Origin of the sequence: Burkholderia sp. AU44665 (assembly GCF_030504405.1) — a bacterium.
In the GTDB taxonomy this organism is placed as follows: domain Bacteria; phylum Pseudomonadota; class Gammaproteobacteria; order Burkholderiales; family Burkholderiaceae; genus Burkholderia; species Burkholderia semiarida.
Genome location: NZ_JAUJRI010000038.1, coordinates 1 through 13,891, shown reverse-complemented (window position 1 = coordinate 13,891; position 13,891 = coordinate 1). Strand labels below are relative to the sequence as shown.

The 13,891-nt window shown below is 58.3% G+C and carries 12 protein-coding genes and 1 tRNA gene; 8 read left to right on the top strand and 5 right to left on the bottom strand.

Translation table 11 applies throughout. The annotated features are described in order from the left end of the window. Positions 1-19: 19 nt before the first annotated feature. Positions 20-526 carry a DUF2628 domain-containing protein gene (locus QZM15_RS33290; RefSeq protein ID WP_302107998.1) on the bottom strand — a complete coding sequence of 169 codons (507 nt, stop codon included), beginning with the start codon at positions 524-526 and terminating at the stop codon, positions 20-22. Between the two features lie 449 nt (positions 527-975). Further along, positions 976-1,052: transfer RNA gene (locus tag QZM15_RS33285), tRNA-Val, on the bottom strand. Positions 1,053-1,871: 819 nt separating this feature from the next. Between QZM15_RS33285 and QZM15_RS33280 the strand changes: the two genes are divergently transcribed. From QZM15_RS33280 to QZM15_RS33255, 6 genes are all read left to right on the top strand, one after another. Next, a complete protein-coding gene (locus QZM15_RS33280; protein ID WP_302107997.1) occupies positions 1,872-2,255 on the top strand; it encodes a hypothetical protein in 384 nt (127 codons plus the stop codon). 371 nt (positions 2,256-2,626) lie between these two features. After that, on the top strand, positions 2,627-2,884 hold the full coding sequence (locus QZM15_RS33275; protein ID WP_302107996.1) for a hypothetical protein: 258 nt from the start codon (positions 2,627-2,629) through the stop codon (positions 2,882-2,884). A 67-nt stretch (positions 2,885-2,951) separates the two neighbouring features. Further along, positions 2,952-4,109 (top strand): cupin domain-containing protein, encoded by a 1,158-nt coding sequence (locus QZM15_RS33270; protein WP_302107995.1) that lies wholly within the window; start codon positions 2,952-2,954, stop codon positions 4,107-4,109. 663 nt (positions 4,110-4,772) lie between these two features. Beyond that, the gene (locus QZM15_RS33265; protein WP_302107994.1) at positions 4,773-6,035 is read left to right on the top strand and encodes an HlyD family secretion protein; all 1,263 of its coding nucleotides are present in this window, start codon (positions 4,773-4,775) and stop codon (positions 6,033-6,035) included. Positions 6,036-6,049: 14 nt separating this feature from the next. Further along, positions 6,050-8,212, top strand: coding sequence for a peptidase domain-containing ABC transporter (locus tag QZM15_RS33260; protein ID WP_302107993.1), 2,163 nt, complete (start codon positions 6,050-6,052; stop codon positions 8,210-8,212). Next, positions 8,200-9,645, top strand: a complete 1,446-nt coding sequence (locus tag QZM15_RS33255; protein ID WP_302108006.1) for a TolC family protein — start codon at positions 8,200-8,202, stop codon at positions 9,643-9,645. The genes QZM15_RS33260 and QZM15_RS33255 overlap by 13 nt, the downstream gene beginning before the upstream one ends. A 677-nt stretch (positions 9,646-10,322) precedes the next feature. Here QZM15_RS33255 and QZM15_RS33250 read toward each other — a convergent pair. Both QZM15_RS33250 and QZM15_RS33245 read right to left on the bottom strand, forming a co-directional pair. Then, entirely contained in the window at positions 10,323-11,081 is a 759-nt protein-coding gene (locus QZM15_RS33250) for an anti-sigma factor (protein WP_302107992.1), read from the bottom strand. Beyond that, the gene (locus QZM15_RS33245; RefSeq protein ID WP_059580351.1) at positions 11,078-11,599 is read right to left on the bottom strand and encodes a sigma-70 family RNA polymerase sigma factor; all 522 of its coding nucleotides are present in this window, start codon (positions 11,597-11,599) and stop codon (positions 11,078-11,080) included. The genes QZM15_RS33250 and QZM15_RS33245 overlap by 4 nt, the downstream gene beginning before the upstream one ends. Positions 11,600-11,757: 158 nt before the next feature. Here QZM15_RS33245 and QZM15_RS33240 point away from each other — a divergent pair, with 158 nt between their 5' ends. Further along, complete coding sequence (locus tag QZM15_RS33240; RefSeq protein WP_059580348.1) at positions 11,758-12,843, top strand: catalase family peroxidase; 1,086 nt, start codon at positions 11,758-11,760, stop codon at positions 12,841-12,843. Then, the gene (locus QZM15_RS33235; RefSeq protein ID WP_275906034.1) at positions 12,843-13,373 is read left to right on the top strand and encodes a cytochrome b; all 531 of its coding nucleotides are present in this window, start codon (positions 12,843-12,845) and stop codon (positions 13,371-13,373) included. Before QZM15_RS33240 ends, QZM15_RS33235 begins: the two co-directional genes overlap by 1 nt. A gap of 314 nt (positions 13,374-13,687) precedes the next feature. On the opposite strand, the gene QZM15_RS33230 is transcribed toward QZM15_RS33235, so the two are convergent. Next, the coding region (locus QZM15_RS33230; protein WP_302107991.1) for a hypothetical protein at positions 13,688-13,891 on the bottom strand (204 nt) is incomplete at its 5' end.

The following is a 13,891-nucleotide window of genomic DNA, read 5'->3' as shown; positions in this document are numbered from 1 at the left end:
CCGGCGCGAGCCGATGACGTCATCGGAATGCGGCCACCAAGGCGTGAATGAGCGACGTCGCGTAACAGAAAAATACGAACGCGACGGCAAAGCCGATTACCGCGAGCCAGTTCGTGCCGCCTTGCACGCTCAGGAGTGCAAGAAAGGAGTCGCCGGGTGCGGAATGGGGACGCAGCCTCGTGATCGCCCGGCGGACATGCGCCTGGTAGAAACTGTTGCCATGCAAGCCAAGCATCACCGAAATCCCGATCCCGATTGCGTTGCTCTGACTCGAGTCGAAGAAATTCGGGAAGAACAGCATTTCGATCAGCGAGAGCCCGAATACGATTCCGAATAGCGCCAGCGCATGCCAGTACATGCCCCGGTACGCCATCCAGAACGGCCCCACCAGAAAGGCTGCCCAGTTCCAGGAATGCTTGCTCCTGCGTGTCGCGGCGATTGCCCATTTCGTTTCATACCAGCGGGCTTTTTTCCCAACGTAAGCGGCGATTTCGTCAGTGCTGACGGATGTCGTGGTCTCGGACATGTGTGTGTTGGCCCTCGGTGGCGCAGCGTGCGCGTTATTGGTATCGGGTCCGCTCACGGCGTCGGCAAGATGTGTGCGCGTTCCCGGGAATGCCGCGACGGGTCTTTTCGGGTATCGGGACGCGTCGACGGCCGGCCGAGTCTATGCGGCGTACGGCGATGGAGTAAGAGAAGCCGGAGTAGCGTGGATGCGGGCGCGCGGACGAAACGCACGTCGGCTGGTGCTGTGCCGCGCCCTGTGCATACGGCCGCAATTGTGTCGAACCGTTTCGACAGTCAATACGTGTAGCGCGGGATACGGAGAGAAACGTGAAGGCTGGCGCGCGGCCGGATGCTACCCGTCGGCGCAAAGAAAAACGCCACGCGAGGTTGCCGCGTGGCGTTTGTATGTTTGGCGAGCCGCGTTGCCTGTAGGCAAGTTGTGCTGCCGGACCCCTTCATTTTGTTCGTTGGTAGGCTCGATTGGATTCGAACCAACGACCCCCACCATGTCAAGGTGGTGCTCTAACCAACTGAGCTACGAGCCTAAGAAGCCGCGAATTATAGAGAGGGTTTTGGGGGAGCACAAGCCCCTTCGTGAAAATTTTTTGAAAGGGCGTGTGCGGTGGCCGACGATCGGACGTTGCCTCGCGATGCCGGCAACGCGAGCTTCATTTGTTCGCATCACAGCAAAACGCGTCGATGTGCTGCCGTGTTATCCACATCGCCCTCTGGATAACCGTCCCGCAAGCCTCTGGATTCACAGTGGAACGATTGAGGATATGTCGGCGCGGCTGTGAATCGACGAAAAGTTGTTCTGTGCTGCCGGACGCTGTTCACGTCGCGCACCCAGGGTTATGCATTTCGATTCGCGTTGAAAATTCAGTGCGTTACCGACGTTATCCACTGTGGGGCACAGGGTTTGTTAACTATCACTACGTATATATACGAACCCTGTTAACACCTTTGGATAAGCACAGTCCGTCGACTGTGATCTGCGCAGGACATGCACTGCGTACGCTGAGTAGATCAACGAAACGACCGGCCGTGAGGTGTGTGGATCATGCGAGAACCTGCTGTGTCGGTAGACTCGTCGACATTCAGAAGGAGCAGTTTCCTGGCTGACGACCGAGACACACGAGGCGAAGCGACGACGTACGAGGTCGCGACACCGTCACGCGACGGGACGTGATTTCGGCGATTACCGCGCATTTCTCGTCGCGGCGGACAACGGTCTAGTTTGAATCCTGATCCAGCGACGGTGAAGACCGGCGCGGCGAAGCCGGAGAAAGTGCAGGGCGGGGCAAGCGGCGCGTGCAAAAGGGGAGCGGGACCCAACCGTTTGCGGTCGGCACGGGTCACGGTATATGCGTTATGCCGAAGGCGGCGTTTCCGACGAATCGCTGTATTCCCAGGAGCCGCTGCAGACCACGCAGGAGCAGCGATATTCTGAGAAAGCCGTAAGCCCACTGAATTGCGGTGCGATCGATCGGTGTTCAGCCAATCTCAATACCGCGACATTTCTCGGCCCGAAGGGCACCTACGAAGACTTTGCGACACCCTGGCGGGATCTGCGTAACGGGTCAAAGGGCATCCACGGTGGATCGAGTGTCCGCCACACGGCGACGTTCCTGGCGAAGCTGATTTCCGACTTGCTCGGGTTTGGCAACGCGAACCGGCCCGGGAGGTCGATCAACTGCATTATTTCGCCAGGCACCGGCGAAATTTTCGGGATATTGGATTCCAAATGATTAGAGGAACGATATCACATCGAGATGTGATGCTTGCCGCGTCTCTTCCGCGAATTTGGCCTTGAGATCGGGTGACGCTCGTGTGTGGATCACCTCACACGAAACAGTTCGAAACAGTGTGCAATTTTTCCGCATGCATGAACGCGAGATACAAGCCACATCGCATCTTGCTGCGCCCGGAGCCGTCCGGACCTAACGAGGAGGGGCTTGCTCACGGATGCTTCCGTCGCGCCGCTCCCCCTGTTTTTCGCTGGGCGATGGTGTGGCGATAGAAAAGGGCGTTGCCGGGGCGAATAATGTTGCAATAAATTGGTCAGCCATTCGTTATGGTTTTGGCGGATGCTTACCTAAAAACTTGGAGGACCAATCTGATGAGAGAACTAAATATTACCGAATTGGAACTTGTTTCCGGAGCCACGGTATCTGGCGATATCGGCATGGCCCTGGGCGGTGTTGCCGCGTCGGCGGCGGCAGGAGCTGTTGCCGGTGTTGTATTTGGTGGCCCGGCTGGAGGTGCGGTAGGCGGAATCGTCGGAGCAGGCACTAGCATTGGCTACATTCTGAGCGGCGGTTCATTTGGGCGCGATGATCAAGCAGGCACCGACTACTCTGGGTGCGACTACCACTAATTTTCTAGTCTTTACCGGAAAGGAGCTTGTTCTGCCACTCCGGCAGCCAAGCTCCGACGCAAATCCTATGAGTATCCGATTTAGTATTTCGTCTTCTGACTTCATCGAGAGTTTTCAGGAGAAACAACCGCTTCTGATGAGATCTGCGGCCTCTACTGAAGTTTTTTCATGGCGGGATGTTAATGAAATTTTCGAGAGAAGCGATATAACCTCCAAGGATTTTAAACTATCCTGCGACGGTATTCGGCCCAAGGAGGAATACGTCGAGAGTTATCTCGATGTTGGAACTTTGCGATACCGCTTGATCAAATCGGTCGTATACGATTACTTGCGTAGAGGTGCGACGTTGATTGCAAACAAAATCACCAATGAACCTAAAGTCCACGTATTCTCCAAACGTATCGCGGATTTCACTGGCAGGCGGGTGGTCAGCAGTGCATATGCCGCGTTTGGTATCAAGGATTCGTTCCGTTGCCATTGGGACACCCGTGATGTTTTCGCAATTCAGTTGATTGGCCGTAAGCGCTGGACTCTGTATCAGCCGACATTGGAACTGCCGTTGTACTCGCAACAGAGCCGGGATTACGAGCATCTGTATCCTTGCCCGACAGAGGCGTATCTCGACGTTATTCTCGAGGCTGGCGACGTGCTTTACGTCCCTCGAGGCTGGTGGCACAATCCGCTGCCCCTAGGTGAGGGCAGTTTTCACCTCGCGCTCGGCACCTTTCCTGCTTATGCCGTCGACTATCTTAGTTGGGCGCTGAACCAGATGTCAGATTTCCTGCCCACAAGATTGTCGCTTGGTGACTGGGAGCACGATGAAAGCACTGTTGCCGATATTGGCAGACATGTCGCTGCCTTTCTGAGTAATAGGGAAAACTACGGTCGTTTCATGGATGCATTTGTTGGTACAACGCGTGTCGAATCTCCGTTGGCAATTGAGATGTTCGGAAATGTGACTGCCAGCAATATCAACGAGAATATCGGCCTCCGCTTGGCGACAGACATGCATCGTCATCAATTGCCTGGAAGCTACGTGCTTGCCAATGGCATAAAACTAAACCTCAGTGAGCAGAGTCAGCGGCTCGTTCGTTGCATTGCGACGACCCCGGGGGTCACGCTCGCCGATTTGGTGATTCAACTTGCCGATTTGGACGCACACAAGCTGCGCCAACTTGTTACTGAACTGTGCCGTCAGGACGTCCTAGAATTGGTCCGTCAGTGATGTGGTATCGCGACACTATATCTTCACTTCTACAACCATGACAATCCCATTTATTTTCGTTCTCACGTGGATCATCCCGGACGCCAAAGGACTTTCAAAGAGTGAAGTTTCGGCTTTGGTTGAGGATGCGAGGCAGTTGTCTATTTCGAGAATTAGAAAATACTCCGGTTACTCATTTGTTGCTTCATTTTTTATCCCGCCGATCGTATATTCAATTGTATTTGTTGCGTTGGGTCTGTTTTCAAATCGCATGTCTTTTGTTTTTGTTGGGCTGGTGGGGGCTGCATCAGTAATTTCTAGCTACTTTCTGGTGTCTATATTTAACACTCTTATTCTAAAACCGATTATTTGTGATCAATTGAAAAGAAGCGGAAAATATCGGGGTGAACATCGCAAGCGATAAATTGGGAATTATTTATGATGGGCGATCATGGTGATTCTATTGAAGTTGTCGATTCCGCGCGGGGGTTTTATCCGGGAATTAATATCGTCAGTGGAATTTAAGTTTTCTATTTAAATTCATAAAGTTAAATGAATTTCAATGTTAAAACATAAAATCATTGTGTGCGGGCTGCGAAAAAGTAAGTACCGCAAAGCTAAGTGCGCTCGTGCGGACGGGCAACTCATTGGACCGCGGGCCGGCACTACGGCCCCCGGTATTTGATGGCCTCTCTATTTCGCCCCGAAGCTCTTCTGGCATCCAATCCTCGCACGCTCGGGGAGATCGTGCTGGTACGGCCGGTGTCCGTTACGGTTTTGACGACTTCGGCCGTATGCATGGCAATGTCCTTGGCCTTGTTCTTCTTCTTCGGAACCTACACCCGTCGGACGACGGTTGACGGCGTAATCATGCCCGACTCCGGGCTGGTCAAAATCTACGCTCAACAATCAGGCATTGTGAACAAGCGCGAAATCGTCGAAGGTGAGCGTGTGACGCGCGGTCAGACGCTCTACTCTCTTTCGACCGATTTACAGAGTTCCGTCGAAGGTCCGACCCAAGCCGCGCTAATCGCGCAGGCCCGTCAGAGCAGGGCGTCGCTCGAGCAGGAGATGAGCAAGACGAGGCTTTTACAGCGCGATGAACATAATATGTTACGGGCCAGAATCGACAGCCTGCGCGTGACGCTCGGTCGTATCGATGAACAACTTGCGGCGCAACGGATACGTACGTCAATCGCCGCTGATGGCGCGAAGCGTTATCGCAGCTTGCTCGCGCAAGACTACATCTCGACGGACCAGGCGCAGCAGCGCGAAGCCGATTTGCAGGACCAGCAGTCGAAGCTGAGCGGGCTCGAGCGGGAGCGCGCAAGCACCCGACAACTCCTTGTGGAGGCGAATAGTGATTTTTCTGGCCTGGCGCTCAAGCATCAAAATCAGCTTTCACAAATCTCTCGTAGCGTAATCGAAGTCAACCAGAGTCTGATCGAGAAGGAGGCGAAGCGGCAGATTCTGATAGTCGCACCAGAATCAGGTATCGCCACCGCGGTGATCGCGGAAGTGGGTCAAACGGTTGACCCATCGCACCCACTTGCGAGCATCGTACCGGACGGCGCCCGATGGCAAGCACACCTGTTTGTTCCGAGTGCCGCCATTGGTTTCATGCATGTCGGCGATCCCGTGCGGATTCGCTATCAGGCGTATCCCTATCAGAAGTTCGGTCAGTATCCTGCAACAGTAATGTCAATCGCACGCACTGCGCTTTCTGCAACTGAGCTTGCATCGAGCGGCGCACCGGTCAATTTTCAAGGTGGCGAAGGTACTTTCTATCGGGTCACAGTTGCGCTTCAGACGCAGCATGTCACAGCGTATGGCAATCCGGAGCCGCTGCAAGGGGGCATGGCGTTGCAGGCCGATGTCCTGCAGGAACGGCGGCGCCTGTACGAATGGGTGCTCGAACCCCTGTATAGCCTGACCGGCAAACTCTAACGCGGTATCTGCACATGTCACTCCTCGACCGACTTTCATTTGGCATTGGCCGCAGAATGCCCGTGATCCTGCAAACCGAAGCGACTGAATGTGGCCTTGCATGCCTTGCAATGGTTGCGGGCCATCACGGGCATCACGTCGATCTCTCGACGCTGCGTGGTCGGTTCCCCGTGTCGCTCAAAGGTACAGGACTCAATCGCCTGATCGAAATTGCCCAGCGGCTCGACTTCGGTTCTCGCGCACTGAGACTTGATCTTGGCGAACTGGGACAGTTGCGCTTGCCATGCATTTTGCATTGGGACTTCAACCACTTCGTTGTGTTGAAGTCGGTTAGCGGCAAGAGCGCGTTGATCCACGACCCCTCACTAGGTTCGCGGAGGTTGTCTTTCGAAGAAATCTCTCGTTCGTTTACCGGTGTCGCACTCGAGCTCTGGCCAACGAGCAGTTTTGAACCATGCGCCGCGGCGCCGGCCGTCAGACTGCGCGAGTTGCTGGGTTCTGTCTCCGGGCTGTCGCGCTCGCTCGGTCAAATCATCCTCCTCGCACTCGCGCTCGAAGTGTTTTCGCTCGTATCCCCATTTTTCCTGCAGTGGGTGATCGACGAAGCAATCGTCAGCGCCGACCGCGATCTACTTGCCGTGCTCGCGATCGGGTTCGGTCTCCTGTTGATCATGCAGCAGGTGACGAAGGCGATTCGTACCTGGGCATTGATGTACTTCAGCACGACGCTCAACGTGCAATGGCGTGCGAACATGTTTACTCACTTGCTTAGCCTTCCCGTTCGATATTTTGAGCGCCGGCATCTAGGGGACGTCGTATCACGTTTCGGCTCGGTGGACGCAATTCAACAGACGCTTACCACCTCGTTCCTGAGCGCCGTCATCGACGGTTTGATGACGGTTGTCACGCTCGTGATGATGTTCATTTACAGCGGCACACTCGGCTGCGTCGCACTTGGCACGATGGCGCTGTACGGGCTACTGCGTTGGCTTTGGTATCGGCCGCTGCGCCAGGCATCCGAAGAGCAAATCGTGCACGCCGCAAGGCAGCAGAGCTACTTCCTGGAGACGGTGCGCGGTGTGAAGACAATCAAGCTGTTCAACCGGCAAACAGAACGCCGCGCGAGTTGGCTTGCGTTGCTCGTTGGGCAAATCAATGCGAACCTTCACGTGCAGAAGCTGCAACTGTTGTATCAGCAGTTGAATGGACTGCTGTTCGGCGTCGCAGGCTTGCTGATTATTTGGCTCGGTGCGCGAAAGGTGATGGATGGCCACTTTACAGTGGGCGCGTTGATGGCGTTCAACGCATACAAGAATCAGTTTGATGGCCGCGTCGGCAGTCTGGTCGACAAGTACTTCGAAGTCAAGATGCTTCAGTTACAGGGTGAACGTCTCGCAGACATCGCTTTTGCTCAACCAGAGCCTGATTCAGGCTTGCAATACGTCATCGACGAGGCGAACCAACTTGCCGCAAGTATTGACATGGAGGCGATCTGCTTCCGCTACGCTGACGGCGAGCCGCCGGTGCTCGATGGCGTGTCGTTGACGATAATGCCCGGCGAGTCGGTCGCGATCGTTGGGCCGTCGGGATGCGGCAAGACAACGCTTGTCAACGTTTTGCTCGGCGCACTCGAGCCGACGAGTGGCACGATTCGTATCGGTGGCATCGAACTTGGCCGGCTCGGTCTTGGGCACATGCGCATGCTCATTGGCACGGTTATGCAGGACGACGTGCTGTTCGCAGGGTCGATTGCCCAAAACATCGGTTTCTTCGATCCGGATGCTGATCCGCATTGGATAGCCGAATGCGCGCAACTTGCCGCCGTGCACGACGACATCGCTGCAATGCCTATGGGTTACAACACGCTTGTCGGTGACATGGGGACCGTGCTGTCGGGAGGGCAGAAGCAACGTGTGTTGCTCGCACGGGCACTCTACAAACGACCGAAAATTCTCGTACTTGACGAGGCGACGAGTCACCTCGATTTGCAGCGAGAACAACAGGTGAACACGGCGATTAGTGAACTGAACATGACGCGTATTATCGTTGCGCACCGGCCGGAAACGATCGCATCTGCATCACGTGTCGTGATGCTTGATGGTGGCAAGGTCGTGTGTGATCGGCGACCGGGAGCTGAGCCCTGCGCGCGACCGATTGTGGAGCCATTGTTACTATGAAGCCTCGCTTAGTTTGTGCTAGATGCGTTGTCATACTCGCGCTTGTGCCGCCTGTTGCGGCTCAGGCATTCGACGTGTTCGGAACCCGTGACACCTCAACTGTCACGCCTGCGTCCCTACTACTGAACAACGCGTCGTGTGTTTCGGAATCCGTCGATCATCCGCTTGAGTTGGAGGAGGCGATTCTCTTGGCGGTCTGTACGCATCCGCAAGCACGACAAGCATGGGCGAATGCGCGCGCGCAGGCAGCGGCCGTTGGCATCGCTAAGGCCGCGTATCTGCCCGCGCTGGATGCCGTAGCAGGTGTCGATCGTGACGCCCGCTCGATAACCTACGACTACAGCATGAACGGCCTCGGAGCCCAGAGTCGACCGCAGCACGCATCTAACAGGTATGGAATGTTGAACTTGAGTTGGGTGTTGTTCGACTTCGGGAAACGTCGGGCTGGTTTGCGGCAAGCGCGTGAACTGCTTGTCGCCGCCAATGCAGTGCAGGACGATACGTTGAATGTGGTGTTTTTCAACACAGCGCAGGCGTATTACGCCCTACGTGATGCACAGGCATCCGTCGATGCAGCGGGGCTGACGGAAAGGATCGCCCGCGAGAGTCTGGCGGCTGCTCGCGCGAAGCATGACGCGGGTGCTGGCACGTTGAGCGATCGGCTGCAAGCGCAGACGACGTACCGCCGTGCGGTACTCGATCGGGTCAGCGCTGAGGGCAACGCGCGAACGGCGACCGGCGCGCTAGCTGTCGCGATGGGATTCGATGCGAATTCGGCGGTACAGATCGTTACGACGGAGCCGGTATCTGAAGACAAGGTCATTGCCATGGGTGTCGATGCATTGATCGACGAGGCAAAAATGCGCCAGCCTAAACTTGCCGCTGCTCGTGCGCGGCTTGCGGCTGCTCGTGCGAACGTAGAAGTGGTGCGTGCACAGGGGCGGCCGACGATCTCGATGACAGGCAGTCTCACGCAGAACAAATTGTACTCTCAACAGCAAACCGAGTCCTTCCCTATATCGCGAAGCCGTAGCAGCAAGATCGGCATTCAATTGACGATCCCATTGTTCGAGGGTTTTGCATCGGGTTATCGCGTCGCTCATGCTCAGTCACTAGCCGATGCACAAGAAGCAGATCTGCGCAATGCCGAGCTCCAGACGTCGCTCGACGTCTGGACGAATTATCAAGCGCTGCAGGCTGATGCGATCAACCTGACAGCCTCGCGAGACTTGCTTGATGACGCACAGCGCTCACTCGATATCGCGCGTGGGCGCTACAAGGCGGGCGTCGGGGCATTCGTCGAGTTGTTGAATGCCCAAACGGCGCTTGCTGACGCTCAGAAACAGCGTGTGTTGGCGGTGTCGCGGTGGAGAACCGCGCGGCTCAGTCTTGCTGCAAGCCTTGGAAAGCTTGGCTTGTGGACAATGGATTGACGAGGTTCTTGCGACGCATATTGTCAGTCTTCCATCGACTCGTCAGTCAAACTTCACTGACGATCGCCGGAATCATCGAGAGCGGATGATGTTCTACTCGCGCGAGATCCCGCAATATCTCGATAGAGGTAAACGGCGAATGTAATCGACATCCCAATCGAAACCTTGTGCACAGAACACGTGAGCATCTCGTCGTCGACATATGGCTTTGTCGGAAACGATCGAGGGACGTGCGCGATTCGCAAGCGACACGCGTCGATTAAATGCCTTGTGGATATCACCGATCCCAGGCAACTCAAAATCCTGTGCACTCAACCGGCGCGGTGAAGGTGTCGAACCTGGGCTTATGCGTCCGCGCAACCGCATGGGTTGTGGATATCGAAACCCAAAACGATCCGAAACGCTGTGCCCGCTCAAAGATGAGCAAGTCGATCGGATACATCACGCGGCGTCGCCACGATCGATGTGGATATCCCGTGGTGCAGCGACTCAAAAACCTGTGATTCCAAATGGTGAAAGAGCTCGCGCTGTTCCGACGTGGACAACAGACCGGTAAAGTCAGTCGAAACGCTGTGCAATCGTATGGTGAACATGAGCGTGACCAAGCCAGCAAAGCCGCATCATTCGGGGCGCCGGCGGTCACCGAGGACCGCCAGCTCGCCGGCGCACCGCACCAATCAAGTCTGCTGATCAAGCGCCTGCGCGATTGCCTTCTCCCCGACGCTCCCGGCCGGCCCGACCACCGCATAATTGAGCCCGTTCACCGACCCATACCGCGCGAGCAACGCGCCATCCGCGCGTTGCCCGTTCCGCAACAGCCGATGTCCCGATTCCGCCGGCCGAAGATAGAAACTCAGCGTCCGCCCCGCATCATCCTGATAGAGCACCATCGCAGCAGTAGCGCCGCTATCCGTCGTGAACAACCGCCCCCCAACCGGCCTGAACCCCGCCGCGCTCAAATCCGGCAGCTTCGCCGATGCGCCCACGCCTTTGGTGAGCCATCCCTGCAAATCGCCCGCACCGGTCGGCCGGTAATCGACCTTGGCCGTTCGATCGACCACCATCATCTGATAAGCCTTGACCGCATCGCTCATCGGCGCGATCGGCGGCGCCGCGTTCCACCCGCGCGCCTGCCATCCGCCGAACGTCCCGAGCCCGACGCAGAACACGAACGAAGCCGCCATCGCGAACCGCATGCGCGCGCGCTCGGCCCGCCGGCCACGAATCGCGGCCGGATCCAGCGCGGGGTTGTCCGCCGGCATCCGCACGCTCTCGAGCGCGGCCCGCAACCGCTGCGCGTCCTGCTGCCATTGCTTCACCTGTTCCGCGCGGGCCGGATGCAGCGCGAGATAGCGCTCGACCGCGGCGCGCGCATCGTCGTCGAGCTGGCCGTCGACATAGGCCTGAAGGTCATGTTCGTTCGGAGGCGTGTTCATTTTTTCATCAACCGCAAGGAAGGAGCAGGAAGTTCGCCGTCGCTCAGCTGGCGCAGCGCCTGGCGCGCGCGGGACAGCCGCGACATCACGGTGCCGATCGGCACCTCGAGCAGGTCGGCCACTTCCTGATAGGTGAAGCCTTCGACCGCGACGAGCAGCAGCAGGCTGCGCTGTTCGTCCGAGAGCCGGCCGAATGCTTCGAGCGTCGCGCGCGCCGCGAATTCGCGTTCGGCGGACGGCCAGTGCGCTTCGTCGTCGTCGTGGATGCGGCCGAGCAGCCACGCGTAGCGCTTCGCGCTGCGTTTGCCGTCGAGAAATTGTCGGTACAGGATCGTGAAGAGCCAGCTGCGCAGCGACGCGTCGTCGCGACGGCTCGTCCAGCGCGACAGCGCGCGCTCGAGTGTCGACTGGACGAGATCGTCGGCCGCGTGGACGTCGCGCGCCAGCCAGAGCGCGAAACGTCGCAGCCTGGGGATGAGTTCGCGCAATGCTTCGTCGTCGAGGGCGGTGGAGGGCATGGCGGGGCCGGTTGCCGAAAGGGTCGTGGATGCCGCGTAGGACGCCGGCCGGCATCGGTTATTCCCTCCAGCATACGAAAAAACTTTTCGTGGAATAAAGCGGCGCGGGCGGCGTCCTACGCGCGTTCGACAATGATCTGACGATCGGGAGTGCATTCATGAAGCAATCTTCTTCTTCGCCGCAGCGCGAGCCCGGGCGCGGGTGGTGGCGCTGGGCCGTGATCGGCGGCGCGGTGGCCGGCGTGGCGGCGGCGTTCGGGTATGCCGGCGGGTGGCTCGCGCCGGCGCGTCTGACCCCGCACCGGCTCGTCGACGCGCTGCAGACCAACAGCGGCATCCACCCCGGCTACCGGCGCAATCACGCGAAGGGCGTGTGCGTGACCGGCTATTTCGAAGGCAACGGGGCCGCGAGCGCATATTCGGTCGCGCCGTTCTTCAAGCCGGTGCGCACGCCGGTGGTCGGGCGCTTTGCGTTGCCGGGCGGGAATCCGTACGCGCCCGACAGCAGCGTGCCGATCCGCAGCCTTGCGTTGAAGCTCACCGCGCCGGACGGCCAGCAATGGCGGACCGGAATGAACGCGATGCCGGTGTTTCCGGTCGCGACGCCGCAGGCGTTCTACGAGCAGACGCTCGCGACCCGGCCCGATCCGAAGACGGGCAAGCCCGATCCGGCGAAGGTGAAGGCGTTCTTCGGCGCGCATCCGGAGGCGGCCGCGTTCCTGCAGTGGGTGAAGGGTGCGAAGCCGAGCGCGAGCTACGTCACCGAAAGCTATTACGGGTTGAACGCGTTCTACTTCGTCGATGCGGCCGGCAAGCGCCAGGCCGTGCGGTGGCGTGTCGTGCCAGAGCAGACGGCCGGCGCCGGGGACGTCGCGACGGCCGCGGATCCGAACGTGCTGCAACAGGACGTGACGCAGCGCATCGCGGCCGGCCCGCAGAAGTGGAAGCTGCTGGTCACGCTGGCGGAGCCCGGCGACCCGGTGGACGACGCGACGAAGGTCTGGCCCGCGCAGCGCCCGACGATCGATGCGGGCACGCTCGTGCTCGACCGCGTGGAGGCGCAGGACAGCGGCCCGTGCCGCGACGTGAATTACGACCCGACGGTGCTGCCGCAAGGGATCCAGGTGTCGGGCGATCCGTTGCTGGCGGCGCGCTCGGCCGCGTATGCGGATTCGTATCTGCGGCGCACGAGTGAAGAGGCCGGCGTGGCAGGCGTGGCGCGAGTGAGTGGGGAGGGACGGTGATGAAGGCTTCGACGACGTTTAGTTTGCCGGCGCGGGTGCTGCACTGGGTGATGGCCGCGATGATTCTCGCGATGTTGTTCATCGGAGTGGGGATGGTGGCGTCGGTTTCCGAGCGGCACGAGATACTGGTGGCGATTCACAAGCCGCTGGGTGTGGCCGTGCTGGTGCTGGTGTGCGTGCGGATCGTGGTGCGGATGCTGTCGAAGCCGCCGGCGTTGCCCGACGATCTGCCGTGGTGGCAGAAGGTGGCGGCGCACGGGTCGCATCTCGTGCTGTATGCGCTGATGGTGGCGATGCCGCTGATCGGCTGGGCGATGCTGTCGGCAGGCGGGTATCCGGTGACGCTGGGCGGCGGCGTGCAGTTGCCGGCGCTGGTGTCGGCTGATCCGGTGACGTTCGCGTGGCTCCGGGTTGCGCATCGCGTGCTGGCGTATCTCTTCTTCCTGACGTTCCTCGCTCACTTTGCCGCGGCGCTGTATCACGGGCTGATTCGGCGGGACGGCGTGGTGAGGGCGATGGTGGGGCGGTAATCGACGGAAGGTTGCGTTCGATACGGCGGGGGCTGTTCAGGGGCGACCGAGGCCGCGCCTGCCGTGTCGTCTTATATATGAGCACTGGGAAGTGCTCGGCGGCCCCCGCCATAGCACGTCAAAAATATTTCACAAAAGGGGTTGCGGAGACTGGGGCAGATGCATAGAATCACGCCTCTTTCGCGCTAACGGAAACACGGCGCGGGGAAGAAGAGGGAAGCGGTGCTGTCGAAGTCGGTTTTATCGATTCCAGTGCACGCGAAATTAAACCGCAGTCGTCGCAACGAAGTAGTTAAAAAAGTTGTTGACGAGTCTCAAAAAACGGTTGATAATCTCGCTTCTCTGCTGCTGAAAACGCAGCGCTGCTGGGAAACATGAAGTTTCTCGCAGGCATGCTCTTTAAAAATTAACAGCCGATAAGTGTGGGCGCTTGATGAAAGCGAGCTGATCCTCGGATCAGATAGCGAAAGTATCAAGAGTCTCACACTAAAGTAAGTCAGGTTTATGAAGTGATTCAT